Below are 25,580 nucleotides of genomic sequence, written 5' to 3'. Positions count from 1 at the left end.
GTTACTGCTTATCGCTTTTGGCTTTACTTCGTTCGGCATGATCTGGTGTAGGGTTTGCTTAGCCGGTTTTGGGCTGGTTCGACATTGTGTCCAAGCGCCGAGTTTATTCGGGATAAGGTTTTGCAACTTGGTCGCCATATAAGTGCCTGTGTGATACAAGCTCGGATTGCTCGCGGCGAATGCAAAGCCTTTCATTGCGGCGCTTTCAAGCCACTGCTGGCGGCATTTTGCCTTTTAGTGGAGGCGTGTCTTTTTCCGCTTTGTTTTTGGCTTCTTTACGAAGGCGAAGCAGCATATCTGGGATCGGTATTCTAACCGGGCAGACTTCGCCACAGGCACCGCAAAGGCTAGATGCAGTAACAAGATCTTTGGTTTTATCCATACCCAGCAAATGAGGGGAGATGATTTTGCCAATCGGACCTGGGTAAACCGTGCCATAAGCATGACCACCAATTTTGGTGTAGACCGGGCAGTGGTTCATGCACGCGCCGCAGCGAATGCATTGGAGAGTCTTGCGAAGCTCTTCATCTCGGTAGGCTTGACTGCGTCCGTTATCGAGCAGAATGAGATGCACTTCCTGCGGGCCGTCTTTCTCGCCGTTTTTACGAGGAGAGGTGATCATGTTGAAGTAAGTGGTGATGGCTTGACCTGTCGCGGAGCGAGTTAACGCACTGTATAGCGGCGGGACATCAGACAAAAACTCAACGACCTTCTCGATACCAGTGATCGCAATGTGCACGTTTGGCACTGTTGTCGACATGCGGCCATTGCCTTCGTTTTCGACTAGACAAAGCGTGCCTGTTTCTGCAACCGCAAAGTTGACACCGGATAAACCAATATCGGCTTCGAAGAACTTTTGTCTTAGGCGGGTGCGACCGGTTTGAATCAGGCTATCTACATCTGTGGTAGGTTTGAAGCCATCGAGGTGCTGCTCAAAGGTGTCGCTCACTTCCTGTTTGTTCTTGTGAATCGCTGGCATGATGATGTGAGAAGGCTTGTCGCCGTCCAGTTGAACGATGTACTCGCCCATATCACTCTCTAGGCATTCAATACCGAGCTTCGCCATCTCATGGTTCATCTCGATCTCTTCGCTCACCATGGATTTGCCTTTGATGATTTGCTTGGCATCGTGCTCATTCGCAATAGCGGCAATAATGGCGTTCGCTTGTTCTGGGTTTTCTGCCCAATGAACTTGAATGCCATTTTTGTAGCAATTGAATTCTAACTGTTCGAGAAGCTCAGGCAGTTTACTCAGGCATCGTTGGCGAATGGATTCGGCAAGATCTCTTATTTGCTTCTCTTCATCGACGTCACTAAACGCTGTCTTACGCTTATCACGCAGATAATCCATCGCGCCACGAAAGTTGGCTCTTAGCTGTTTATCGTCCAGCGCATTTTTTGCAAGCTGGTGGAACTGTTCAGGAGTTTGACTCATTGTGCATTCTCCTGTGTTCTCTCAAGAAGAAATGAAGCAAGGTGACGCCCTTTGATGGGTTTACCTTGGTACTCAAACGCGCCATTGATGTTGAGAAGGCATCCCCAATCGGCGCTTACCAGTGTATCGGATTGAGTCGCTTCGATATGGTGAGTTTTGTCTTTCACCATGGCTTCGGAGATATTCGGGTGACGTACAGAGAAACTACCGCCAAAGCCACAACATTCGCTTTCATAGTCTTGCATACGAAGCTCGACTTTGGAGAGTTGGCTTAGTAGCTCAGTGGCTGTGATGTGAACATTCATTTCACGCCTTGCCGCGCAAGAGGTGTGCATAACGACACTTGTAGGCTGGCCCTTGTCATCGAGCTTGACGCGACAGACGTTAACGAGAAATTCGGTGAGCTCAAATACACGGTCGCAGAACGTATCAACTTGAGCTTGATTGCTATCGCCTTCAAATAGGCGGCGATAATGGTGATGCATCATGCCGCCGCACGAGCCGGATAAAACAATAATTGGATACTCTTCAGCAAACAGATCCATTTGGCTTTGTGCAACTTGTTTGGCTTCTGATTCATAGCCCGAGGTATAGGCAGGTTGTCCGCAACAGGTTTGTTTTTCGATAAACTCAACCTCGATGCCTTGTTGCTTTAGAAGGGTCATGGCATCTAGGCCTGCTTCGGGGTCAAATACGTCTACTAGGCATGTGGCATAGACGTAGACTTTGCTCGGTTTTGAGGGATAGATTCGCATTGTATTGCTCCAGCACTAGACCCATTTTTATGGGTTCCTGTTTTTATATAGACTAGTTGTAAGGTTATGAAAAATAAGCGCACTTACCTTCTTGAAGTGTTTCACAACTTTGCCGACAGTCGGCAAGTGCGCCTTTGACTAAAACCTAAATCAGTTCATCAGTGCATCGGTAACATGGAACCCGTACACCAGTGCAAGTCCGATAAGGCCAGTGACAACTAGGTAGTAGAACGTAGGGATAATGGTTTTTCTCAACGTTTAGACCTTCGCGGCCAAGTAGACCCACCGTGGCAGAAGCTGCGACGACATTATGAATAGCAATCATGTTACCTGCAGCGGCACCAACGGCCTGTAGGGCGATCACGGCGGTGGTTGAGATAGTGAGCGTTTGTGCCACTTCAAACTGGAACTGGCTAAACATCATGTTCGAGACAGTGTTTGAGCCAGCGATAAAGGCACCCAGCGCACCAATGGTGGCACTCAACGCCGGGAAGGCTTCTCCAACGAGAGCAGAGGCAAAGTTAGCTGTGGTGACTGGCATACTTGCGAGATCAGCACCGTTTACACCCGAGTTAATGAAGATACGAACCATGGGAATAGTGAACACTAGAACAAAGCCTGCACCGATCAGTGTCTTACTTGATTCGCCAAATGCCGCCATTAATGGTTTTGCTGAGCGCGATTGAATGATGACCGCAAGTAGAGCAACGAAGACTAAGATCCCACCTGGCAAGTAAAGGGGTTGAATAGCCGTGCTAATACCCGTCTCGCCAAGAATATTGCTAAACGACAGGCTCACGCTGGTCAGGAAGCCCTTGAACTCGCTACTCACGCGGCTTGCAACAAGGATGACAGCCAGAAGAATGTAGGGTAGCCATGCCACCGCCATTGACATCGGTTTTCCAGCGTTTTGTTTCAGACCCATTTTTAGCGAACCAAGCCACTCTGTCGGCCACTTATCTTCGCTTTCAAAATCCCACGTTGATTTAGGAACCAGAAAGCCACGTTTGGCTGCGCTGACGACGATAGCAAGACCAACTAGACCACCAATCAATGAAGGAAACTCAGGGCCTAGTAGCACGCCCGTGAGTGCGTACGGCACGGTGAACGCAACACCGGCAAAGAGTGCGAAAGGCAGGATATCTAGACCTTCTGTCCAACTGCGGTTATTACCAAAAAAGCGAGTCAGCATCATTGCCATCAGAACCGGCATCAGTGTACCTACACAGGCATGGATGATGGCAACATTAGCGGTGATTTGCTGTAGGTAGAGATCCCACGATGCACCTTGGGAAACCAGTGATTCGCTGATGTTGTGCGTATCTAGACCCTTGTTCACACCCACAATGATTGGTGTGCCCACTGCACCAAAAGAGACCGGGGTTGATTGAATCATCATACCCATCAAAACCGCGGCCAGAGCAGGAAAACCAATCGCAACTAGGAGAGGTGCCGCTATCGCTGCGGGTGTGCCAAAGCCAGATGCGCCTTCGATGAAAGATCCAAAACACCAAGCGATGATGATGGCTTGAACGCGGCGGTCAGGTGAAATATCGGTAAAGCCGTTACGAATCGTTGTAATGGCGCCGGTGTGTTTTAGTGTGTTGAGCAAAAAGATGGCGCCAAACACAATCCAAAGCACGGCAACGGTGATGCCGAATCCTTGAAAAATGGACGCTAAAACACGTGTGACGGACATGTCCCAAGTAAATAGGGCGATGACTACGGTTAGGCCAAACGCAACGGGCATGGCTTTTTTGGCTGGCCAGTTCAATCCCACCAGAAGTATGGCAGCAACCACAATGGGAGAAAAGGCCACAAGGGCAAGTAAAGTTTCAGACATTAGCGACTTCCTTTTGTCTTGGCCGACTTTGGTATTGAATGAGTCAGCCGTGTCGTGCTTATTATTTTTGTAATAGGGTTGTTAAGGTGGGGTAAATTTATCCCTTTCTTTTTTGGTGATATAGAGAAATAATGAAAATGATTATTTCCAAAAATGACATAAAAGTATGCGTGCAGACGATTTAATCCTGTTTTATCAGGTAGTAGAAACTGGGGCGTTCAGTCGTGTAGCTGAACAAAATAACCTTACAAATTCGGTAGTTAGTAAAAGGATTGCGAGACTTGAAGAAGAATTAGGGGTTCAATTATTATATCGAACAACGCGCAAATTAACGCTAACTGAAGCAGGTAAGGCGTTAGTCCATGGCGCTAAAAATGTGAAGCAAGCCACCCAAGAAGCGATGGAATCCGTGTCGGGATTTGGTGAAAACGTCAGTGGTCACATCAAAATGTCGGTACCGACCATCTCTGGAGACCTTATTTTGGCAGACGCTGTGGCTGAGTTTTGCAATATGCATCCTGGTCTTTCGGTTGATATGTCTTTGGACAACCGCTTTGTGGATCTTGTTGACGGAGGATATGACCTAGTCATCCGTACCGGATATTTGGAAGATTCAAGCCTGATAGCACGCCATATTCTAGACTCTCAGTGGGTGGTGTGTGCGTCGCCATCTTATATTGCGAAAAACCGCAAGCCACTAGTGCCTGAGGATCTGACTCAGCACAACTGTCTGCAATACGCCTATCAGACAACAGGGGCGTCGGAGTGGGAGTTCAAAGGAGACAAAGGCAACTACATCGTACGCGTGTCAGGCTCATTCTCTACCGATAATGCCACTGCACTTCGTAAGGCGGCTCTGGGAGGACATGGTATCGCTTATGTTCCTAGGTGTCTGGTATACCACGACATACGCAATGGCCAGCTGGTGGATATTTTCCCGGATCAAGTGGGAAAGAGGCTGGGTATTTACGCTGTCTATCCTTTTACCCGCCAGCCTCCAAACAAAGTGAGATTGCTTATTGAACACATTCGCACGCGTTACCTTGCGATCTCGCATTACTTTTGATTGCGCTCTTCGAGAGTGGCTTGCATTAGCGTGCGACCGCACCACCAAGAGTAAGATTGTCCGGCCACTGCGTAATCACATTACCGCCAAGAAAGATGTTGCCATTGACGGTCATGGTTTTAGGGAATTGAGTGATCTTTGAACCACCAATATAAAGGTTGCCTTCAATAACAATACCTTCAGGGAGTTCGGTAATAGGCGTTCTAATTAAGCTAAGGTCTCCGTTGACCACCATACCGTTGGGCAGTTTTTCAATGGGGGTGTCACCCAAATTGATGTACCCACCAGGAACAACACCTTGCGGCCAGGCTTTGAGTTGGCTGCCTAAAAAGTTGGCGTAACCTGTGATTTTGGTTCCTCTTGGCATGAATTCCACTAAACTATCTGAGGCATCTAGGCTACCTTTGATCTCAAGATTTTGCGGCATCATTTTTATCGGTGTTTTGGCGATATTTAGGTTACCTTTGACCACTAACCCATTGGGAAGGCTGGTATAAGGTTTATTGCGCAGATCCAAGTTGCCGTAGTTGTCTAGATGGTTGAGAATTTTGTAGTAATCAAGCTCAATGGCACTTGAGGTTGGGACTAGCAACAGTAGAGACAAAAGGGCAATGGTGGATCGAAGCATAAGGTTTGGGTTCGCTATAATTGGGAACAGAGTCTTTTCGAAATATCGTCCGTCTAGAACATCATCAGTTTGGGAACGTTAGGTAGTTTGCAATGGAAAAAACAATTTCACAATGGAAATCCACACGCGTTGTGATGCTCGCCATTGTTGGCGCGATGGTGGCGTCGGCAGTATCGGCGAAAGTCATTACCACACCAGGTTCAGATGTCGGTGCTGCGGTGCTACTGTCCGACTCTAAGTTAGGGAAACGGGTTTGTTATTACAACGATAAAGCGTACTCACTAGGATCGGTCATCAATGTTGAAGGTGTGGTGCTTCAATGTGTGGCCGAACAAGATTTTGAGATGAATGGACAGCTCAAATGGAAGGCATTAAAAAGCGAGCAATAATGCTCGCTTTAGTAAACTTGTGCTTTTTAAGCTCCCGCTAATTGCGGCATTAGCGCGCTAAAGAGCGCGTTTTTAGTTCAAAAATCAGCTTCTCTGCACTCACTTCAAACTTGAATCGAGCTGAAAGCTCTTTGCTCTCTTCATTTAGTTCAGAAACTTCGAATTCAACATTCTCTGACACAGTCTTTGCTAAATCGACGTATTTTTGAATTTCTGCTTGCAGTTGAGCTTGCGATTCGCCGAATAATTGTACTTCTGCGACGTCATCGCCTTCCTTGATGATGAAACCCATTTCTCCAGCAACGCCACAAGCGTCGCATACGGTTGGTTCTTCATAGGTGTTTGACATAACGATACCTCTCATAAAATCTGTGGTTATTCTATAACTGTAGAAATTAGGTATCCAGCAATAAATTCATTGCTTCTAGGCTAAGTGCTAGTCAATGATGCACGAGCTTAAGCATGTTCTTGTGAATATTAGGTTTCTATTCCATACGAATTGTAAATATCTATTTGTTTATTAATAGCTTTTAAATATGCAAGTGGTATTGCTTGTTTGTGATTGAGTTCTCAAAAACGAGACTCATGTACTAATGATATAGTACAGATTAGTACAAGCCTTAGTGCGAAATGGTAGACTTTATAAGTTACTAATCAATCACTTGATTTTTATATTATCTTAAATGGTATCTGTACCAAGCATGTGTTTCGTGTATGGTTTGTTGTCGGGTTGCCGTAATCTGAGTTTGAGCAAATTGATACATAAATGGATAGAAAATTACATCGAGCACTGCTTTAATTATGGTATAGCATACAGCGTACGCAGAAAACGATTAGAGAAGCTTAAGAAATGCCAAAGCGTAGTAAAGAAGATACTGAGATTACGATCCAGAAAATCATGGAAGCGGTCGTTGATCAGATCATTCGTCTTGGTTATGACAAAATGTCGTACACCACATTAAGCCAGCAGACAGGTATATCAAGAACCGGGATTAGTCACCACTTTCCTAAGAAGACGGATTTTACATCCGCACTCGATGGACGTATCTTCAAAATGTTTGTTGAACATTTGGAGTTTGAAAAAGGCATTGATGGATTCACAGGAAGTTGGATTGACTCCCTAAAGAATCAAGAATTTTTGGCTATCCTAAAACTTCTGTTCCACCACATTGTCACTTCAGAAAACTCGCATGAATTTGCCTCTAAGGGCATTGACCGCCTTTATAAGCTGGTTGAGACGCAGTACGGTGAAGGCAGTGACAAGGAACTAGAATGGCTTATCGGCCGTTCATTGATCCAATTGACTAAGTAGTCATTAACTCACAGTCAATCTAACCAAACAGTAAGATGAAAACCGCTCTAGATAGAGCGGTTTTTTTCTGTCTGAAGATGATCGAATGAAAGAGCTATTGAGGTAACACAATCGGGAAGTCATGTGTCGGATGTTTGGCCACTATAGAGTGATAACCATAGACCCCTTCAATCAAATCACTGGTGAGTGCTTGCCAAGGAGCGTCATCTGCAACGATTTTTCCGTTATCCAGCACGATCAATCTATCTGAGTATTGAGACGCGAGGTTAAGGTCATGAAGTACCACGACCACAGCTGCATTTTGCGTATCGGCCAACTCTCTAGCAATTGCCAATGTGTTGTGTTGATGAGCGAGATCCAGTGCGGATGTTGGTTCGTCTAGCATGAGTATTTTTTGAACGCCCGATTGGTGTAATTGTGTCAGTATTCGAGCCAGGTGCACACGTTGCTTTTCCCACCAGAGAGAGAAGGGTAAAGGCGCTGTGCCAAATGTTCTACGTCTGCTGTACCCATATAGTGTTTAGCGAGTGATCGTGTCGCGTGGTTGCAGATTTCTAACGGAATAGCACCAAGCTCAACAACTTCAGAAGCCAGAAATGGGAACGATAAAGTACTGTGTTGCGGCAGTAGTGCCAGGTGTTTTGAGAGCCGCTGTGCTGGCCATTGGGTTCTTGGCTTACCAAAATATCGAATATCAAAGCTTGAAGGTGTTTCACCACAGAGAAGTTTAAGCAGGGTACTTTTCCTTGCGCCATTAGGGCCTAGCAATGTGGTGACTTGCCCAGAGTACAGGTCAATGTCAACATCATCTAATATCACTCTACTTCCAAATCGCATGTTAAGGCCCCGCGCCGAGATAGCGATGTCATTGAGACGGTCTTCAACAAGATGGCTTTTTAGGCTCATACAAATTTCCCTTTTTGCTGAAATAGCAGATATAAGAAGAATGGTGCACCAACAATGGCCGTAACGATACCAACAGGTAGCTCTGCAGGCGCAACTGCCACACGAGCGACCATATCCGCAGCGGTCATGAGTAGAGCGCCCAGTAGCGCTGATAAAGGTAGCAATGTACGGTGGTCTGGACCCGCTAGCATACGGCCTAGGTGGGGGATAACTAAACCGATGAAACCAATCAATCCGGAGACACTGACGGTAACACCCACACCAACTGCGGTGAGTAAAATTAACTGACGTTTTAAGCGCTGAACCGGAATACCAAGGTGCTTCGCTTCAGACTCGCCAAGTAACAAGGCATTAAGTGCCATCGCTTTTTTGTAGAAGAACCAAAATAGGATGAGCAATGTCGTGGCAGACAACGAAATCTTGCCCCAACTGGCACCGGCTAATGAGCCCATAGACCAAAGTGACAGATCACGAAGCATTTGATCGTCAGCAATGAAATTCAGATAGCCAATAGCAGCACCTGACAGAGCACTTATCGCGACACCGGCCAGCAACATAATGGTGACGGATGTGCCAAATTTACTGGTTCCTAATCGATACACTAAAATCGTCGTCAGTGCGCCGCCAAAAAAGGCGAATATCGGCACGACCATGAGAGCCATAAATTCAGGGAACTCGACGCCTAACGCTGCGAACCCAACAATCGCCAATGCACCGCCAAGGGAGGCACCCGCGGACACGCCAATGATACCTGGCTCAGCCAGTGGATTACGAAATAGCCCCTGCATGACAGCGCCGCAAACAGCGAGAATGGCGCCGACTAGCATGCAAAGCAGCGTGCGAGGAAGACGAATATCGTGGATGACCAAGTTGATATGCGGCGCCAAATCATTGGTCGCCATTGTCAGCGATTGAATACTCTGCCAGAAAGAGATGTTCATTGGGCCGACGGTAATGGAATACACGGAAGATAGCGCTAGCAATAGTGCAAAGGCTGAAAATACGAGAGTGTTAGAGAAATTTCTTAGCATACTAATTTTTAAGAAAGCAGGGTGTTGAGGTGCAATAAGTTGAAGGGGGACAAGTAAAATCGGCGCCTTACCCCACCAAGCTCACTCACTATTATGGATAAAGAAGCGCGTTAATGCGTTTTGCCTCTTCGAGGCTTTTTAGACCAAGACCACCCACTAATGCATGGCCATCAATGGTTAAAATGGCATTGTTCTGCCCTGCAGGTGTTGCAGACAACATTGGCAAGGCGTCAATAATTGCAGCACTACCGCCAAGCTTGGCGTAACTGCGGCCGCTTACAAGCACCACATCTGGCTGCATTTCAATAATGGCTTCATTTGAAATGGGTTTGTATGACGTGAGTGATGTTGCCGCAGGGTTTTTGCCTCCTGCTAGCGTAATGATCGCATCTGGCGTTGTGGCACTGCCAGCAACGTTTGCAGGGCGACCTTCATGAATCAATAAGAACAAGACTTTCTTAGCCTTACCTTCTGCAGGTTGATTCGCTTCCAGCGCGCTGACTTTCTTGGCAACGTCTGCTTTAAGTGCAGGTGCACTGTTTTCAGAGTGGGTGAGTTTGGCAATCTGGTCAATGCGCTTGTATAGACCTTCGATGGTCGGAGCGTTATCGACGACTTCGATGTCGACACCAACACGTTGCAACTGGTCGAGGGCTGGTTTCGGCCCCATTTCATCTGATCCAATAATCATGGTTGGCTGTAGAGCAAGAGTCCCTCTGATGATAACGCTCTGTGGTAACCAACTTTAGGAAGCGAAGAGTCTTTAGGAGTAATACTAGTGACATCGACGCCAACAAGCTGCTTATCGGCATCAAGTGCATAAATAAGCTCGGTGACTGAAGCGCCGGCGCTGACGATTTTTTCATTGCCTTTTTCAGTGCTGGCGGCGAAAGCGTGGCCATAAGCCAAAGAAAATGCGGCGCCAGCGATGAGTATGTTTTTAAGAGCGTGTTTCATTGTCGGGATCCTAAGCAAACTGCTGTTATCCATAAATGGGTTTTCTGGGCATACAAGTCTGTTGTTGCCCTAAGCTTTATTGGATTATGCATGCTTGTGAAAATAATATCAATTATCATTTGCATAATCATTTATGCGCTATTATGATCTTGCTCGTTTTAGATTGAGCCTTATACAACGGGGCGTTGATAGTTATCGTGAGCAGTTATGAAAATTGATTTGAGCCAACTCAATGAGTCGCATCTAGGGATAAATACTCCAGATCCATTGCGATTTGCATTTGGAAAGAAGACCTCACCTCATGCAGGTGGTATGGCCGTGCCAGTCCAATCGGAACGATACGAAGGCTTATTTAATGAGTTAACTGCCAAGACAACTTCACGCAATAAAAAACGTTGCTTGTATATCCATATCCCTTTTTGTCGCGTTCGCTGCACGTTTTGTAACTTCTTCCAAAATGCTTCTAGTCGTCGATTGGTTGACGACTATTTTGAGGCCCTGATGAAAGAGATTGAGCTCAAGGCAAAGTTAGAGTGGACTCAAAGTGGCTTATTTCATGCTGTCTACATTGGTGGGGGGACGCCGACAGACTTATCTCCTGAGCAGGTGCGCAAGCTAGGGAAAGCGATTCATGCCTCTTTCCCTCTAGCGACTGATTGCGAAATTACGCTTGAGGGGCGAACCAATCGTTTTAGCGAGGAGATGTTTGATAATGCTCTAGAAGGGGGCTTTAACCGCTTTTCGTTTGGTGTGCAGAGCTTTGATACCAAAGTGCGAAGAAGTGCCAAGCGCCTTGATGATCGTGAAGTTGTGATGGAACGTGTGTCACAACTCGCCTCACGAGATGAAGCACCAATCGTGATCGATTTGCTATACGGGCTACCTTATCAAACACTTGAAGTATTTGAACAAGACTTAAAAGACTTCATGGAAACCGGTGCTCACGGGGTCGACCTCTATCAATTAGTAGTCGGTGGATCGGCTCCAATGATGGACTTAGTACAAAAAGGCCGCTCTGAGTCGCCAGCATCTTCTGCTGAAAAAGCCGCGATGTATGAGCTTGGTGTCGACTTTATGAGCAAACATTTCGTAAAGCAGCTAAGTGTGAATCATTGGGCGCGAGACAATCGAGAGCGTAGCCAATATAACAGTGTTGCTAAGACATTTGCTGAAGTATTACCTCTAGGCGCGGGTGCGGGGGCAATATTGGTGGTTATGGAATGATGCATCATCGAACGTTGGATGCCTATTTGGATGCCATGCGATCAGGCAAAACAACGATTGTAATGATGAGTAAGCAAAGCCGCTATGAGCCAGTGTTAGCGAGCCTTAAAGCAGGCTTTGATAGCGGAGTGGTACGACGGAGCATGTTGGTGAGATTTGAAGGTCAAGATACTTTCGATTTACTGACTCCACTGTTTGAAGTTTGGCAACGAAACGGACTTGTCGAACTTCACACTGATTATCTTGAACTCACCATCGCAGGCTCGTTTTGGGCAGTTAGCTTAGCACAGGGAGCCATAGCAGCCGTCAACACCATGATTACCGATAAACCAAAGATGCCAAAAGGCATGAGTCACCCTCATGTCATACAGGAACAAAAACACAAAACAGCGAAAACTCACGCTGCATAGGAAATACAATGACAACTGAATTGAAGCAAAACGTTGCAAATATTTTGGACACTGAGCCGTCACTATTACCCGCTGCTATTGCAGAAAAACTGGGTGTCAGTGAGCGAGATGTGGTCTGTGCAATGCCAGACGAAATGGTGGCATTTGAAAGTGGTGATGTTGCTCAGGACATCCTTGAATCGATTACCACATGGGGGACTGTGACTACCATCGTGCATTCATTTGGTTCAATTTTTGAAGTTAAAGCACCGTTTCCAAAAGGTAAAGTAGCACGTGGCTATTACAACCTAATGGGAAAAGAGGGTGAGCTGCACGGTCACTTGAAGCTGGATTTGATCAAAACAGTCGCCTTAGTAAGTAAACCATTCATGGGTAGTGAGAGTCACTATTTTGGCTTTTTTGATGAAGCTGGCAACAACGTGTTTAAGATTTACTTAGGTAGAGATAAAAAACGTGTACTGTTTCCGCAGCAAGTCGAGAACTTTAAGGCGCTACAACAAACATTGCGCGGTTAACTTAAGCAGTCACAAAAGATGACTGAGTTATAATGATTAGAGAAAGTGAGGTTTCAACATGGATCAACAAGTTAAGCAAGAGCGGCTACAAGGACGTTTAGGCCCGGAAATCAAAGAGTTTCGTCAAGAGCGCAAAACCATTCAATTGGCAACAGTTGACCAAGAAGGCCGCCCAAATGTGAGCTACGCGCCGTTTGTACAAAATCAAGATGGTTACTTTGTTCTAATTTCTCAAATAGCACGTCATGCGCGTAACTTAGAGCAAAATCCAAATGTATCCTTGATGATGATTGAAGATGAAACGGAGAGTAAGCAGCTGTTTGCAAGAAAGCGCCTGACCTTTGACGCCGTTGCTTCGGTAGTAGCGCGTGACACTGAACAATGGAAGCTGGTCGTTAGCCAAATGAAAGAGCGTTTTGGTGAAATAATTGACGGACTAAGTCAGCTAGAAGACTTTGTTTTGTTTAACTTGAAAGCGGAACATGGTCTGTTTGTTAAAGGTTTTGGCCAAGCGTATCAAGTATCTGGCGATGATCTAGTCGACTTTGTACACCTTCAAGAAGGTCACCGCAAAGTAGCAGACTCTGAAGCGTAACCGGTTGAAATAGAAACGCCGCTCTGTAGTAATCCAGAGCGGCGTTTTTGTTGCTATAACCCTATCCAGCGCTGGGTGTATTTCCAGTCACTAAGTTTTGTTGTGAGGCAGCCTTTAGTTCATAAACTAATTGGGCGAGCAAAAGCACTCCAGTCGCAGCGAGGCCGACCAGTATACCGCCCCAGATCCCAGCAAGTTCATACTGAGACATCAATAACCAAGCTGCGGGAAGGCCAAACACCCAGTAACCGATGGCGGTCATGATGGTCGGCAACACCACAATTTTCATTCCACGTAGAAGGTTTATTGCCAGTAGTTGCCAAGCGTCAACGACAAAACAAAGTGCCACAACCCATATCAACGAAGAAAGCATATCAGTGAGCGTGTGTTCGCCTTCGCCATCGAGTTGGAAAAGGCTGGCGATGGCTTCGGGCCAAACAATGAAAACAACCGCGAGCACTGCGCTTAAAATAGTCACGAGAGCAAAACTGCGCTTTGAGACCACTTTAACACCGTCTAGATTGTCATTTCCGAATTCTTTACCCACTAAAATCGCGGCCGCTTGCGAGAAGCCGAAATTGATGTTCCACGTAAAGCTTAAACATTGCAGAAGGATCTGGTGTAGCGCGAGTGCCGTAACGCCAATAAATCCTGCCATGAGCGTACCGCCGTAAATCAGCCCCATTTCGAGCGCAGCGGCAATAGCAATTGGAATCCCCATCGACAGCAGCGGCAGCATGAGTCGCCATTCGTATTCTTCTAAGTGAAGCCAAGGTGCGAATCGGTAGTATGTAGGGCGCTTGAATACCCAGTAACCATAGCCAATCAATACCAATGTGGCGGCTAGAGCTGTGCCAAGTCCTAGTCCGGCAATGCCCCAGCCCAAGTTGAACGCGAGGACGTAACTAAACGGTACGTTAAGGGACACGGTTGCAAGTGACATTATCATCACGGACTTAGCGTCGCCGTAGTTGCTGGTTAAGCCTCGCAGAATCAGGAGCAATAATGTTGGTAACATTGCCCACTTGAGCGTATCGAGGTAGGTCATTGCCACGACAATCACTTCTTCTGGCTGCTTAGCCATTCTCAGGAAATCAGGGGCATAAACAAACGCCGAAGTGAGTACGACGGTTAAAAGCAGCGACAGCATTACGGCGCCTTTAACTGCAAGTCTCACTTGTTTTTGGCCGTACTCGGGTCTGGCAACACTTTGGCCGTAAGCAATAGCAATTAAGTTAGCGACACAGCCAACGGTGCTGCCCGCTACGAGAAAAACAAAGGTATAGACTGATGCTCCAAGACCACCACCAGCAAGGTCGCTGACGCTCAGTTGTGCCATCATCCAGACGTCAGTAAGCACCAGCGCCATAGCAATGAGCTGCGAAATGATAAGCGGTGTTGCGAGTGACAGAATGCGTTTCATGAATAATTCCTGGTGATGGTATGCATATTTTAGATGCATACTTATGGTGTTCAATTAACATTTATGTCACTCTGGCATTACTTCAAATCATGTGATTAATTATGAACCCATATTCGAATATTCCTTACTCACATAATGCTCTAAAGGTGTTTGAAGCTGTTGCGAGGCTTATGAGCTTTACGATGGCTGCGAAAGAGCTGCACGTCACACAGAGTGCTGTGAGCCGTCAAGTGAAGCAACTTGAGGATGATCTCAATGCATCTTTGGTTATTCGTGGTCACCGTTCAATACAACTGACGTTAAAAGGCAGGCACTGTATGAGGTGCTGGGCCGGAATTATGCGTCATTGCAGTCATTGCTCGACTCTTGGAAGGAGCCAGATGCCAGTAAAATCGTGATACGGGCTGCTCTGAGTTTCGCAACGCGTGCTTTGCTACCGAAAATACAGCAGTTGAATGAACGTTTCCCTAGCTATGAAATCGCTGTTATTCCAGTGATTGATGAGGAGGAGAGCTTAGGTAAAGGGGACTATGATCTGTTTGTGTTCACTACGCGCAACAGCGAAAACTATGAGAATGATCCTGAGATATTCTTCATGCGCGAAGAGTATATGGCGCCAGTGTGTACTCAGCAGTTGATAGGGGATAGACGTGATATTGAGCATCTACTAACGCTACCAAGGTTGCACCCAACTCTGGACCATCTTGATTGGCGCGCTTGGCTCAATAAGATCCACCACACAGATAGAAGTGTGCCCCGAAATTCCACCTTTTTCACACTTGATCTTACGCTTAGTGCTTGTTTGTCGGGTCATGGTGTGGCTGTTACCGATCTTTTGCTCGCATTACCTGAACTCGAGCGAGAGTACTTGGTTTGTCCTGAGAACGCTCGAATCCATTCAAGCGGTTGGCGTTACTTTTGCCATCAACGCACACAATCTCCTATCGTCGAAGAGTTAGTGGATTGGCTGAAACAAGAAACGGTTGAAGAGCTCAGAAAGCTTCAGCAGCTTTCTGAGCGACATGGTTGGGGGCCGATTAGAGACTAGCTTTTTGTTTTGTCCTTGGCTCAGATAATTACCGAGCAGAGAAAATAGTTACTGAGCAGAGAAAATTCTTAGCCATAATCCCATTGGCGTTGTTACGCCAGTCGAGATGTTTTCAATTTTGCCTTTGTAGATGACAGCAATAGTCGGAGTGACGCTGATATTCCACTGGCGACTTATTAAGCCATTGGAATCGTTGATGACAGGAAACTCATATTCCTTAGCCTTCATGTATTGGCGTACACGCTCATCGGTGCCTGATGAGAGCGCCACGGATACCACTTGATAGTAGTTGGAAAACCAATCCACTGAAGGGCTGACCAGTTTGCATGCCCCGCACCAAGTTGCCCAAAAATAAAGCACGACTGGCTCTTCGTGGCTTTGCTCAATAATGTCGATTGGCACGGTATCCAAAGTGATAGCCTGTATTGCTGGAGCGTCTCCTTGAGGCATGTTTAAGCTTCGGTACCAATCGATGGCAAGTGATACTAGCGTTATCAGGATGAAGATACTGACAAGCTCTTTGCTCCACTTGATTAGTGTGTGTTTCCACCCTGTTGGTTTAGTCATTTGGCGTTCCATTTGCAGCATTCAGCGCTTGGGTAACGCTTTCCGAAGTCAATATAACAGGTAGGGCGATTCCCTCTGGGTGTTTAGGACCATAGACAATATTGAATGGCACCCCAAATCGACCATAGCTTTGCAGGTAACCTGTGACACTGTCACTTGGCGTAGTCCAGTCACCTCGCATAGTGACAACATTGTCTTGCTGCAGTTGACGGTAGACTGGGTCTTGGAGGACGACACTAATCTTGTTGGCTTTACAGGTAATACACCAATTTGCGGTGACATCGACAAATACCGTTTTACCTTCTGCAACCAGCGAAGGAAGGGATTGGGCGTCCAGCCGTTGCCAGTTGAGATCATCGACAATTGGAGTTGACCAACTATCTGCAGTAACGCTGCCAATAATCAAACCGCCGCCTAACGCAAACACCGAAAAACCAGACATCAAGATGAGTGCTTTTCGCCCGTAGACCTTTCCGATCAGAATGAAAGTTGTGAGGACTATTAGGCCGATAATCGCAATAGTGGCGGCTGTGCCAATAAATGTGGAAAGTAAAGAGGTCAACCAAAGACTGGTCAATAACATCATTGCGCCAAACATCAGCTTGAGCTTATTCATCCAAGCCCCTGGTTTAGGGAACGCTTTTACTAGTCCAGGAAAAACGGTAAACAGCAGCCAAGGAATGCTCATACCAAGGCCTAAAAAGGCGAAAATGAGCCACAGTTCACCGTAGCTAGCGCCTAACGCGTAAGCGACGGCCGTTCCAAGAAAGGGTGCGCTGCAGGGCGTTGCTAACAAGGTCGCAAACATACCTTGAATGAAATGCCCGCTGTAGCTTTGGTCACCTTTTGTGGCGAGCCAAGTACTCATCGAACTTGGCAGTTGAATATTGAACAATCCAAGTAGATTGGCGGCAAACAGCAAAGTAACCACAGCCATAAGAACAATAAATCCGCTGCTTTGGAACTGAATTCCCCAACCAATCATATGACCTGCCATCTTTAATGCACTAAGTGCACCAGCTAACAATAGAAATGAAGTAATAATGCCGGCTGAAGAAGCAAGAAATGACAAGCGCACTTGGCTTCTTGATTGGCTTGCACCAGAGATGATGGAATTGAGCTTCATCCCTAGTACCGGAAGTACACATGGCATAATGTTTAAGATAAGGCCACCCAATAGAGCAAACCCAAGCATCCACAATAACCCACCTTGATTAGGTACTGCCATAGGGCTTGTGGTGACTATTGTCGACGTTTCGGCCAGAATCAGTTCATCTGCAACGGTAACTTGAATGCGTTTATCGGCAATATTAGCTTCGCCGAGCCAGTTGCTAACGTCAAACTTGGCGTAGAGTGATTGCCCATCGATAGTCAGCTTAGGTTGAGAGAAGAACTCATCTGCCACGTCCTTCCCATCAACAAGAACAAACGGTTTTGACCAGGCTGTCTTGGAATTAAGCTTAAGCGTTAACGTTTGTGCTTGTTGATCCCAGTAGCTATCAGCAACTTGAACCTGTTCACTGACTTTAGGAGTAAGGCTCATTCCTTGCCCAAACAAATAGGCCGCATCGGCATCCAGTTTTAGCGAGCCAGGAACTATGGTGAGTTCGATCGGATAATCAGTAATCACACAGATATTGGTACAACTTGGCAAACGTAGGTTTGCTTTGAGCACAATCGGTTTTGTCGGGGCACTAACCGTTACGATAAGCGGAAAACTTACTTCGTGTTTATAGCCTAAAGTGAGCACGCCCAACTGCTCATAGTACGCAGGTACAGGCCAGTGCCAATCGACTTTTTCGATGTTGGTTGACCCGCTCCAATCAAACTCAGGCGCAACACCCCCTTCACCGGGGCTGCGCCAATAAGTTTTCCAATCACCGTCGAGTTCGACATCGATTACCATCTCCATTTTACGGGTGGTTGGGTCGATATGTCCGGTGGACAGTGCTCTTACTTTCACCGGTGGATGCATGGGATCCGTGATCCAACCTGTTGATTGAGCAAGAGCATTCACGCTGTAAAGCGCGGCGACATTTGTTATTACTAGCATCAAAGCAATGCTTAGCTGCCGACGTATTGACGGCACAAGGGGAAGTGCCTTAGCAGAGGCATTTTTAGTTTCAGTGTATATATTCGACACAGTATTCTCCAAAAAGTAATGAATAGACCTTGGTGAATACTTTTTTATTCCCGAAAGGTGCAGAGCGTTAGATGAAGCCGGCACTTTGTAGGCGTCTCATCTGAGCGCTTGAAGGGCTTATGCTGCAAAAGACGAGTAGAAGCTACCGCAATGAGCGCAATAAGAAACAGAAAAGGTGTTAGGTCTTCGATGCTAGGAAGAGATTGAGTAAGAAGCTTCTTAGTGACAAAGCAGGGCTCTGCAGTTGTGGCCGAGTCGTGAACGATGTTGTCTAGAGACTCACTATCGAGTAACTCTTTTAGGTTTAGCGTACTTGTTGATGTGGCAGGAGCTGCTTGAAGGTTGCTGTGATACGCGACATTGGTTTTCAGAGCACACAGAGCCACTACCAGAAGGGCAGTAAGCAGGAGCAAAACGCGAAAAGTGGTGTGTCTGAAGGTTTGCAAAAAATCTTTCTCTATTTATGAGAGTCGGGCGGAAGCCCAAAGTTAAGAGCAAATACGTTAACGTTTTATTGAGAAAGATCAAGTGAAAATGATTCTCACAACGACTGAATGTTGCCTGGTGGATTGACTGTGGGAATAAGAGCTTGCTAATGGAGTGACAAAAAAGAGCAACGCGATGGTTGCTCTTCTTGGGCTGTTTTGTCTAGGCGGCTTTGCTAACCAATCGCAAAATCGCTTTATTAATGCCGATAAGATCGTTGACGGATGTAGCGCCTTTAATCGCATCGAGCAGTGATTCCTTGCTACAGCTTGGGATAACATCAATGTTTTTTACTTTTCCCTGAAGTGTGTTTTTCATCAATTCAAATTGTTTTTGTTCGAACATGATATTGAGCCTGTGACGTTGTTTTATTATTTGCGTTGCGCCGTTATCTTACCTTCTTATTGTGACAATTGTTTGGTTTTTATTGCAACAGATTGTGGTTTGAGCGGCGTAGTCTCTCGACCGCGCGCTTATGATAGGGATTTATGCTAACTGATTCCAATGCGAACTGGCAATGAAACGGCGGCTCTTATAGGTGGTGCACATCCGATTTGAGACTCACCTCATTAACTGCTTGATACTCAACTAGTATTAGTAAAAAAGTTTGTAACCTGTTGTTAACGCTGTGTGTGCTGTTACAAGGTGTACACGTATTTGTGTGATCTTAATCGAAAGAATCGTTGCAAGGTCGCGCTGACGAGAGATGAAAAAAGCCCCTTAACAAAAGGGGCTTGATAGGGCTGTTTCGCTTTTACTTACCAGTGAGCCAGAATACGGCATCATTCACCTTATCGCTTCGCGGCGTACCCTTAGCGAGAATCTCATATTCAGTATCGGCTCTTAAGCCCATAAACTGAATCACTTCTTGTGTTGAGTTACTTCTGTCTAATAATAGGTAGTCATACTCTGGGTCGACACCATCAAGGATCGCTTGTGCACGCTCTTTATCGACGCGTGGTACAGACCAATCGTGATATAGGAAGAAAATCGACGTCATGGTTTCTGAGAAGCGAATACTCGCAATGCGATCACGCTTCTCTTCTGGTACTTGTTCTACAAACGCAGCCAGATCTGGCTTCATATCCTTAGCAATGTCGATAGCAGGGAACAAGTACGTGAATGCACTAGAGAAAAACAGAGCCGTCATAATCGCCATTTTACTCCACTGTGGCCAACCTTTACGCTCAACAATAATCATCAGAACGATGGCGACTAGCGGGATTAGTGCCACTAAGTGCCAGGTGCTCAGCCATTCCATCAGTGCTGGTGGAATTTTGTGCTCAGGAAGCAAGCCAGACCATAGGGGAACCACAGCAAAAGCGAGCAGCACAAAGGACATCAAAGCCAGCCAAGCGCGGCGATACCAATCGAACCACTTACCCGTTAACGTCACGATGGCATCCGCAATAATCAGCGCAAATAATGGCATTAATGGTGCTAGGTACATTGAGCGTTTTGTTACCGAGTAAGACAACACAAAAATCGCTAACGCAAACCAGAATGCGAGGAAACCGTCAGTCCAAGACAGTTGTTTTGGTTGACGTAGTTTATAAACAAAGTGACCCAGCCAAAGTACGAGTAGTGGCGTCCATGGAGCACTGTATTCAAGTATTCCTTTTACGTAATAGAAAGGTTTGCCGGCGTGGTTGTGACCCAATGTATTCGTTGCCGAACCAGTCAGACGGCCGACTTGGTTATCCCAGAACCAAGCCTTCCAAAGTTCCGGAGAGGCATTTTTGTAGAATGGGTATATCCAACTAGCGGCGACCAAACACATGGTTGCAACGCCAATAAGGTGCATAGTGATGAACTTACCCATCGGAGAGGCTTGCTCTGGGAATTGTTTACGTAAGTGCAGCGCACGCAGTACAAGTGGTACCCAAGCCAGGCCGATACATAGCACGATAGCAACAGGGCCTTTGCTTAAAAAAGCAAGACCGGTAAAGGCACCAGCAACAATTAAGTAACCAAGTTTTTGGCGTAGATATGCCTCACTGAAAGCCCACGTAGCAGCAATAGTGGTAAACATCAGCGCCGCATCAACTCGAAGCCAGTGGAAGTTGAGTACAAAACCTTCCAAGGTACCCAGAACAGCAAGTGCTATCCAAGCAAAGTTTTCACCTTTGAAAAGGTAAGCAATACGGTAGGTCGCAGCTAATGAGCCAAGACAAAGTAAGGAGAGTGCTAGACGGCCTGCATGATGGCATCGAGTCCAGTGGCATGCATCAAAAGGGTCGACATGACGAAGAAAACAGGCGGCTTTTCGACGAATGAGATGCCCGCAAATTGAGGAATGATATAGTCCCCAGTTAGGTACATACTATGAATAATCGCAGCGACTCGAGGTTCGTCTGGCGTCCAGACATCGTGATCGAAAAGACCACTAAACACCACCGCGAGAATGGCGAGTACCAGAATAAATTTCCAGCTCTGGTTTTGATCACCGGATTGCGTTGTTGACACTTTTTTTCTCCACTGTTGCTGCAAGTAAAATAGCTTGCGAGCGCCATGTTAAAACATTCACTAAGATAAAAGGGGTAAATTCTAGTTAGCTAGGATTGATGCATCAATAGTTTCTCTCTGAAATACAACTGTATTTCCACAAAAATTAACGTCGTGCTGACAGAAGGATACCTTCCTATACGTTAGCTTTATATGTTGTTTTTGTAACGATTGATAATTCTATACTTACATCGAGATAGGTATAAAGCGATAAATTGTTATGACGAATGGTTCTAGTGCTGCCTATTGCTAAAAAGTGTGATTTGGATCTACTATTGCCACCAAGGTGATGGGGTTCCACCTACTTAACCGCCAGTTGGCTGATGACTCCTACAGTTTCTGAAAACAGGTGTAACTTGTTCGTGTGACATCATGGCACGCGGTAACTGTAGATCTAAGCCGATTCCTACACCTGTTTTCCCTTTAGAGGAAAACACCATGCAATACTCCCACGAAATTCAATCTATGTGTCCGATTCAGCAAGGGGCACTGCATCCATCTGCGCCTATTCCTGTCGAAGGTCGTTGGGTTAATCCAAAAGAGGTCATCGCTATTTCTGGCTTAAGCCACGGTGTCGGGGCGTGTGCGCCTCAGCAAGGTGCCGCTAAACTGACACTCAATGTGAAAGAAGGTGTTATTGAAGAAGTACTGATTGAAACAATTGGTTGCTCGGGCATGACGCACTCCGCTGCCATGGCTTCTGAAATTCTCACCGGTAAGACCATTCTTGAAGCAATGAACACAGACCTTGTTTGTGATGCAATCAACGTTGCTATGCGCGAAATCTTTTTGCAGTTTGCCTATGGCCGCACGCAATCGGCGTTTTCAGAAGGCGGGCTTGAAATTGGTGCTGCGTTAGAGGACTTGGGAAAAACTCAAAAAAGCCAGGTAGGTACCAGCTATGCTACGCGAGCTAAAGGACCAAGGTATATGGAGGTCGCCGAAGGTTATGTCACTCGACTTGCGTTAGATACCGATAACGAGATCATCGGCTATGAATATCTCAATCTTGGGAAAATGATGGCGGAAGTTAATAAAGGCGTAGCTGCAGATGAGGCCATGTCACTGGCAAAAGGCAGTTACGGTCGATTTGATGAAGCCGTAACTTTCGTTAACCCACGCCAAGACTAATTGAGGAGCCTATTATGACTATCACAACACAAACGCTACTGAATGAAATGGGCTTGGAAACGCTAGAGCAAGCTTATCAGTTTTGTCTTCAGCACAATGTCGACCCTAAGCAGTTGGTCATTGAGACGCAGCCTATCGCTTTTGATAATGCTTGCGATGCTTATACGCTTGGTAGCGCTCTTGCGTTACATCGAAAAGTGGCGACGGCACAGCAGGCAGCTCTGACCATCGGAGAAGGTCTTCAAGCGTTTTGTAAACCAGGCAGCGTTGCGGCTCAGCGACAGGTTGGCTTAGGTCATGGTGCGCTGGCGGCAAGACTATTAAGTGAGGAGGCACAATGTTTCGCATTTTTGGCAGGCCATGAGTCATTTGCGGCAGCAGAAGGGGCGATCAAAATAGCGTTGAATGCGAATAAATCGAGAAAAACACCTCTGAAAGTGATTCTCAACGGATTGGGTAAAGATGCAGCTTACCTGATATCCCGTATCAATGGCTTTACGTATGTTAAGACGCAGTTTGATTATCAAAATGGGGTATTGAATGAGATTAGCCGTAAGCGCTTTAGCCAGGGAGAGCGCGGTGAAATCCTATGCTATGGTGCTGATGAGGTTAGAGAAGGCGTCGCAATCATGCATGCTGCTGATGTCGATGTGAGTATCACAGGTAATTCGACCAACCCAACACGCTTTCAACACCCGGTTGCTGGGATCTACAAATCAGAGCGCCTAGCGCAAGGTAAATCATATTTCTCAGTGGCATCGGGAGGGGGTACAGGCAGAACCTTGCATCCGGATAATGTGGCGGCAGGTCCTGCAAGTTATGGTATGACAGATACGATGGGCAGAATGCATGCTGATGCGCAATTTGCTGGAAGTTCGTCAGTCCCTGCACATGTTGCAATGATGGGCTTTATTGGAATGGGCAATAACCCAATGGTTGGCGCTTCAGTAGCGCTGGCAGTCGAGGTTGATCAGATGCTCAATCGATAACCGAGCGAATAACAGTAGAGCTGGCATTCGCTCAATAACGAATACCAGCTTTACAGTTTGAACTCAATGACGTTGGATTCACTTTCATTAATTAGCTTCTTAACAAAGTCATCGACCGGCATGGGTTTGTCAAAGTAATAACCCTGACCGATTTCACAGCCAATTCTAGCCAGAGTATTGGCTTGCTCTTTGGTTTCGATGCCTTCAGCAACAACGAGTAAATCAAGGTTATTGGCCATGGCGACCATCGCTTGAACGAGCTGCTGATCTTTGGAGTCGGTAATGATGTCACGGACGAACGACTGGTCGATTTTTATACCATCCACCGTGAATCGACGAAGGTAACTCAGTGACGAATAGCCGGTACCAAAATCATCTAGCCAAACTTCAATGCCACTTGCGCGGATTTCTTTCAGCGTACGTTCAGCCTCATCTTCATCTTGCAGAAGCAAGCTTTCTGTAATTTCCATGCGGATAGTGCGTGCAGGAACATGGTATTTCTCCATGTAGAACGCGAACATTTCTACTAGGTTTTGTCGATAAAGTTGTTTGGATGAAATATTAATAGAAACATGAAAGTCGTGTGCAAAGTAAGGCATCCACTGCTGAATCTGGAAGCATAAGCGTTCAATGAGCCATTGACCAAGTGGTAGAATCATCGCCGTTTCCTCGGCGATTGGGATAAAGTCGGTTGGCGGAACAATACCTAATACGGGATGGCGCCATCGAACCAAAGATTCCGCGCCCATGATCCGGCCCGTCTTTAAGCAAACCAAAGGTTGGAACCAAAGCTCAAATTGTTGTAAATCGGCGAGTGAACGTCGAAGTTCGCGCTCGATATTCGCTCGGTGCGTGACCGATTTGAGCATTTTCGGTGTAAACACTTTGTGTGTGTTTTTACCATCAGCTTTTGCCCGATACATTGCAATATCGGCATTCTTGATCAGATCTTCTGCGGTTTTACCATTTTGTGGATAGCGAGCGATACCGATACTCCCTCCAACCACCAGTTCTTCATTTTCCATCAGAATAGGAGAGCGAACGGCAAGGAAGATTTTCTTCACTAAGGCATCGACATCTTCCGTCGTTTTAAGATGTGGGATCAACATCAAAAACTCGTCTCCGCCGATCCTTGAAATCATAGTCAGTGGATGATCGTTGGTGATTTCGCGTGCACATGTGGAGAGCTTTTCTGCTAGTCGCATCAGCAAAAAGTCGCCACTGTCATGACCATAGTTGTCATTGATAACCTTAAACTCGTCAAGGTCGACAAATAACACGCTAAACGATGTTGCAGGGTAGGACTTAATCGTGCCTTGCAAGTGTTGAATGAAGCGGGTTCGATTTGGAAGATCGGTCAATGCATCATGGTAAGCCAGGTGCGAAATTTTCTGAGTGCGCTGTTCAAGCTTGGACGCCATAGACTGAACAGCGAGAGTCAAATTGCCGATTTCATCTTGTCTTTTCACTGTGCTCATGCTTGCGCGAGTTTGAAATCACCGCGTCCAATGGACTCCGCCTGCTCAGTGAGTTTAACCAACGGCCGACTCCAGTGACGAGAGATAATGGCAGCCATCAGCGCAGAAAAAGAGAGTAACAGTACTGCAGCGCCTAATACGCCAAGATAAAGGGCTTTTTGAGAGCGGTCATTGGTCGATTCAATCAGTGTCGCCATGTTAGCGATATCGCGGTCGACTTTATCTAATGAAAATTCCATATAAATCCCACCAATGATTTCGTCCGCCGCTTGAATCGGGCGAATGATGACTAGGCGTTCATCAGAAAAGTTATGAACTCGTTGACCTTGGCTTAAGACTGCGCTGACATCATAGGCAAATGGCAGATTTCTTCCGAGCATCTTAAGTGAAGGGTCGCCGTCATGAAACACATGCCCCTTTTTATCAAAAACGACCAGACTTTTGAGTTCATCCATTTGCAGTAGTGGTTCTAGCAAATAGCCCGCTTCTTCTAAGTTATACATATAGAGAGGATCGAACATTGACTTAGACAGATAACTCGACATTTGCTCAGCACGCTTACTGAGCTCGGTTCGAAAGGTCTTACTATTCTGCACAGTGAGTTCGTGAAGTAGACGTTGTGAGTGATTGGACGCTAACCACAAATGCACCGCTGCACTGGTCAGCGTCATCACCACTGCCAGAGCGAATGTCACTAGCATGTACTGCCCTTGTAGTCGTAACTTCAGCTTCATTGTCCGCCTA

Annotated in this window: 20 protein-coding genes, 6 pseudogenes and 1 riboswitch; of the genes and pseudogenes, 9 read left to right on the top strand and 17 right to left on the bottom strand. The window is 46.3% G+C overall.

The genetic code is table 11. The features are described 5' to 3' along the window. Window positions 1–21 precede the first annotated feature (21 nt). The 3 genes and pseudogenes from TZ48_RS11460 to TZ48_RS11450 all read right to left on the bottom strand — a co-directional run. Window positions 22–1,435, bottom strand: a pseudogene (locus TZ48_RS11460) (LutB/LldF family L-lactate oxidation iron-sulfur protein); the annotation flags it as partial. Next, window positions 1,432–2,190, bottom strand: a complete 759-nt coding sequence (locus tag TZ48_RS11455) for a (Fe-S)-binding protein (RefSeq protein WP_112479244.1) — start codon at window positions 2,188–2,190, stop codon at window positions 1,432–1,434. The pseudogene TZ48_RS11460 and the gene TZ48_RS11455, both read right to left, overlap by 4 nt. A gap of 150 nt (window positions 2,191–2,340) precedes the next feature. Further along, a pseudogene (locus tag TZ48_RS11450) lies at window positions 2,341–4,033 on the bottom strand (L-lactate permease). Window positions 4,034–4,199: 166 nt separating this feature from the next. Here TZ48_RS11450 and TZ48_RS11445 point away from each other — a divergent pair. After that, window positions 4,200–5,099, top strand: a complete 900-nt coding sequence (locus tag TZ48_RS11445) for a LysR family transcriptional regulator (RefSeq protein WP_112479243.1) — start codon at window positions 4,200–4,202, stop codon at window positions 5,097–5,099. Between the two features lie 25 nt (window positions 5,100–5,124). Here the strand turns inward: TZ48_RS11445 and TZ48_RS11440 are convergent, their stop codons facing one another. Further along, on the bottom strand, window positions 5,125–5,727 hold the full coding sequence (locus TZ48_RS11440) for a hypothetical protein (RefSeq protein ID WP_112479242.1): 603 nt from the start codon (window positions 5,725–5,727) through the stop codon (window positions 5,125–5,127). A gap of 92 nt (window positions 5,728–5,819) precedes the next feature. On the opposite strand from TZ48_RS11440, the gene TZ48_RS11435 reads away from it, so the two are divergent. Further along, window positions 5,820–6,116 carry a YnjH family protein gene (locus tag TZ48_RS11435; RefSeq protein WP_112479241.1) on the top strand — a complete coding sequence of 99 codons (297 nt, stop codon included), beginning with the start codon at window positions 5,820–5,822 and terminating at the stop codon, window positions 6,114–6,116. A gap of 49 nt (window positions 6,117–6,165) precedes the next feature. On the opposite strand, the gene TZ48_RS11430 is transcribed toward TZ48_RS11435, so the two are convergent. Beyond that, window positions 6,166–6,465, bottom strand: coding sequence for a YfcZ/YiiS family protein (locus TZ48_RS11430; protein WP_112479240.1), 300 nt, complete (start codon window positions 6,463–6,465; stop codon window positions 6,166–6,168). A gap of 501 nt (window positions 6,466–6,966) precedes the next feature. Between TZ48_RS11430 and TZ48_RS11425 the strand changes: the two genes are divergently transcribed. Then, on the top strand, window positions 6,967–7,428 hold the full coding sequence (locus TZ48_RS11425; RefSeq protein WP_112479239.1) for a TetR/AcrR family transcriptional regulator: 462 nt from the start codon (window positions 6,967–6,969) through the stop codon (window positions 7,426–7,428). Window positions 7,429–7,522: 94 nt separating this feature from the next. Here the strand turns inward: TZ48_RS11425 and TZ48_RS11420 are convergent. From TZ48_RS11420 to TZ48_RS11410, 3 genes and pseudogenes are all read right to left on the bottom strand, one after another. Then, window positions 7,523–8,265: pseudogene (locus TZ48_RS11420) on the bottom strand (heme ABC transporter ATP-binding protein). Window positions 8,266–8,330: 65 nt separating this feature from the next. Further along, window positions 8,331–9,365 (bottom strand): FecCD family ABC transporter permease, encoded by a 1,035-nt coding sequence (locus tag TZ48_RS11415; RefSeq protein WP_112479238.1) that lies wholly within the window; start codon window positions 9,363–9,365, stop codon window positions 8,331–8,333. 91 nt (window positions 9,366–9,456) lie between these two features. Next, a pseudogene (locus tag TZ48_RS11410) lies at window positions 9,457–10,355 on the bottom strand (heme/hemin ABC transporter substrate-binding protein). Between the two features lie 174 nt (window positions 10,356–10,529). Here TZ48_RS11410 and hutW point away from each other — a divergent pair. The 3 genes and pseudogenes from hutW (at window position 10,530) to hutZ (ending at window position 13,066) form a co-directional block, all read left to right on the top strand. Continuing rightward, a pseudogene (gene hutW, locus TZ48_RS11405) lies at window positions 10,530–11,956 on the top strand (heme anaerobic degradation radical SAM methyltransferase ChuW/HutW). Window positions 11,957–11,964: 8 nt separating this feature from the next. Beyond that, window positions 11,965–12,471, top strand: a complete 507-nt coding sequence (gene hutX / locus TZ48_RS11400; protein ID WP_112479237.1) for a heme utilization cystosolic carrier protein HutX — start codon at window positions 11,965–11,967, stop codon at window positions 12,469–12,471. 58 nt (window positions 12,472–12,529) lie between these two features. Next, window positions 12,530–13,066 (top strand): heme utilization protein HutZ, encoded by a 537-nt coding sequence (gene hutZ, locus TZ48_RS11395; protein ID WP_042495440.1) that lies wholly within the window; start codon window positions 12,530–12,532, stop codon window positions 13,064–13,066. 61 nt (window positions 13,067–13,127) lie between these two features. On the opposite strand, the gene TZ48_RS11390 is transcribed toward hutZ, so the two are convergent. Beyond that, window positions 13,128–14,489 carry an MATE family efflux transporter gene (locus TZ48_RS11390; RefSeq protein ID WP_112479236.1) on the bottom strand — a complete coding sequence of 454 codons (1,362 nt, stop codon included), beginning with the start codon at window positions 14,487–14,489 and terminating at the stop codon, window positions 13,128–13,130. 101 nt (window positions 14,490–14,590) lie between these two features. Here TZ48_RS11390 and TZ48_RS11385 point away from each other — a divergent pair. After that, a pseudogene (locus TZ48_RS11385) lies at window positions 14,591–15,537 on the top strand (LysR family transcriptional regulator). A gap of 48 nt (window positions 15,538–15,585) precedes the next feature. On the opposite strand, the gene TZ48_RS11380 reads toward TZ48_RS11385, so the two are convergent. From TZ48_RS11380 to TZ48_RS11355, 6 genes are all read right to left on the bottom strand, one after another. Further along, complete coding sequence (locus TZ48_RS11380) at window positions 15,586–16,104, bottom strand: protein disulfide oxidoreductase (RefSeq protein WP_112479235.1); 519 nt, start codon at window positions 16,102–16,104, stop codon at window positions 15,586–15,588. Next, window positions 16,097–18,157 carry a protein-disulfide reductase DsbD family protein gene (locus TZ48_RS11375; RefSeq protein ID WP_112479234.1) on the bottom strand — a complete coding sequence of 687 codons (2,061 nt, stop codon included), beginning with the start codon at window positions 18,155–18,157 and terminating at the stop codon, window positions 16,097–16,099. Before TZ48_RS11375 ends, TZ48_RS11380 begins: the two co-directional genes overlap by 8 nt. A gap of 134 nt (window positions 18,158–18,291) precedes the next feature. Next, window positions 18,292–18,693: a hypothetical protein gene (locus TZ48_RS11370; RefSeq protein ID WP_112479233.1), complete on the bottom strand. Its 402-nt coding sequence runs from the start codon at window positions 18,691–18,693 to the stop codon at window positions 18,292–18,294. A gap of 202 nt (window positions 18,694–18,895) precedes the next feature. Further along, complete coding sequence (locus TZ48_RS11365; RefSeq protein ID WP_112462494.1) at window positions 18,896–19,078, bottom strand: hypothetical protein; 183 nt, start codon at window positions 19,076–19,078, stop codon at window positions 18,896–18,898. Between the two features lie 409 nt (window positions 19,079–19,487). Then, window positions 19,488–20,876, bottom strand: coding sequence for an ArnT family glycosyltransferase (locus tag TZ48_RS11360; RefSeq protein ID WP_239670819.1), 1,389 nt, complete (start codon window positions 20,874–20,876; stop codon window positions 19,488–19,490). Between the two features lie 44 nt (window positions 20,877–20,920). Continuing rightward, window positions 20,921–21,199, bottom strand: coding sequence for an ArnT family glycosyltransferase (locus tag TZ48_RS11355; protein ID WP_112479231.1), 279 nt, complete (start codon window positions 21,197–21,199; stop codon window positions 20,921–20,923). Between the two features lie 315 nt (window positions 21,200–21,514). Next, a riboswitch (Fluoride riboswitch) is annotated at window positions 21,515–21,578 on the top strand. 98 nt (window positions 21,579–21,676) lie between these two features. Between TZ48_RS11355 and TZ48_RS11350 the strand changes: the two genes are divergently transcribed. Further along, window positions 21,677–22,369: an iron-sulfur cluster assembly scaffold protein gene (locus TZ48_RS11350; RefSeq protein ID WP_112479230.1), complete on the top strand. Its 693-nt coding sequence runs from the start codon at window positions 21,677–21,679 to the stop codon at window positions 22,367–22,369. A gap of 14 nt (window positions 22,370–22,383) precedes the next feature. Next, complete coding sequence (locus TZ48_RS11345) at window positions 22,384–23,358, top strand: GGGtGRT protein (RefSeq protein ID WP_112479229.1); 975 nt, start codon at window positions 22,384–22,386, stop codon at window positions 23,356–23,358. Between the two features lie 50 nt (window positions 23,359–23,408). On the opposite strand, the gene TZ48_RS11340 is transcribed toward TZ48_RS11345, so the two are convergent. Then, the gene (locus TZ48_RS11340; protein ID WP_162674556.1) at window positions 23,409–24,827 is read right to left on the bottom strand and encodes a putative bifunctional diguanylate cyclase/phosphodiesterase; all 1,419 of its coding nucleotides are present in this window, start codon (window positions 24,825–24,827) and stop codon (window positions 23,409–23,411) included. Window positions 24,828–24,832: 5 nt separating this feature from the next. Further along, window positions 24,833–25,570, bottom strand: coding sequence for a hypothetical protein (locus TZ48_RS11335; RefSeq protein ID WP_112479227.1), 738 nt, complete (start codon window positions 25,568–25,570; stop codon window positions 24,833–24,835). Between the last annotated feature and the right edge of the window lie 10 nt (window positions 25,571–25,580).

Source organism: Vibrio variabilis, from assembly GCF_003263785.1.
GTDB lineage: Bacteria > Pseudomonadota > Gammaproteobacteria > Enterobacterales > Vibrionaceae > Vibrio > Vibrio variabilis.
The sequence above is the reverse complement of the archived record's forward strand: the minus strand, read 5'-3'. Positions and strand labels throughout refer to the sequence as shown.

Excerpts from the sequence above, each read along its gene's own strand:
- TZ48_RS11415 (WP_112479238.1), bottom strand. The coding sequence starts at position 9,365 with ATGCTAAGAAATTTCTCTAACACTCTCGTATTTTCAGCCTTTGCACTA.
- TZ48_RS11430 (WP_112479240.1), bottom strand. The coding sequence starts at position 6,465 with ATGTCAAACACCTATGAAGAACCAACCGTATGCGACGCTTGTGGCGTT.
- TZ48_RS11335 (WP_112479227.1), bottom strand. The coding sequence starts at position 25,570 with ATGAAGCTGAAGTTACGACTACAAGGGCAGTACATGCTAGTGACATTC.
- TZ48_RS11440 (WP_112479242.1), bottom strand. The coding sequence starts at position 5,727 with ATGCTTCGATCCACCATTGCCCTTTTGTCTCTACTGTTGCTAGTCCCA.
- TZ48_RS11435 (WP_112479241.1), top strand. The coding sequence starts at position 5,820 with ATGGAAAAAACAATTTCACAATGGAAATCCACACGCGTTGTGATGCTC.
- TZ48_RS11345 (WP_112479229.1), top strand. The coding sequence starts at position 22,384 with ATGACTATCACAACACAAACGCTACTGAATGAAATGGGCTTGGAAACG.
- hutZ (WP_042495440.1), top strand. The coding sequence starts at position 12,530 with ATGGATCAACAAGTTAAGCAAGAGCGGCTACAAGGACGTTTAGGCCCG.
- TZ48_RS11390 (WP_112479236.1), bottom strand. The coding sequence starts at position 14,489 with ATGAAACGCATTCTGTCACTCGCAACACCGCTTATCATTTCGCAGCTC.
- hutX (WP_112479237.1), top strand. The coding sequence starts at position 11,965 with ATGACAACTGAATTGAAGCAAAACGTTGCAAATATTTTGGACACTGAG.
- TZ48_RS11455 (WP_112479244.1), bottom strand. The coding sequence starts at position 2,190 with ATGCGAATCTATCCCTCAAAACCGAGCAAAGTCTACGTCTATGCCACA.
- TZ48_RS11375 (WP_112479234.1), bottom strand. The coding sequence starts at position 18,157 with ATGCTAGTAATAACAAATGTCGCCGCGCTTTACAGCGTGAATGCTCTT.
- TZ48_RS11425 (WP_112479239.1), top strand. The coding sequence starts at position 6,967 with ATGCCAAAGCGTAGTAAAGAAGATACTGAGATTACGATCCAGAAAATC.
- TZ48_RS11365 (WP_112462494.1), bottom strand. The coding sequence starts at position 19,078 with ATGTTCGAACAAAAACAATTTGAATTGATGAAAAACACACTTCAGGGA.
- TZ48_RS11350 (WP_112479230.1), top strand. The coding sequence starts at position 21,677 with ATGCAATACTCCCACGAAATTCAATCTATGTGTCCGATTCAGCAAGGG.
- TZ48_RS11380 (WP_112479235.1), bottom strand. The coding sequence starts at position 16,104 with ATGACTAAACCAACAGGGTGGAAACACACACTAATCAAGTGGAGCAAA.
- TZ48_RS11445 (WP_112479243.1), top strand. The coding sequence starts at position 4,200 with ATGCGTGCAGACGATTTAATCCTGTTTTATCAGGTAGTAGAAACTGGG.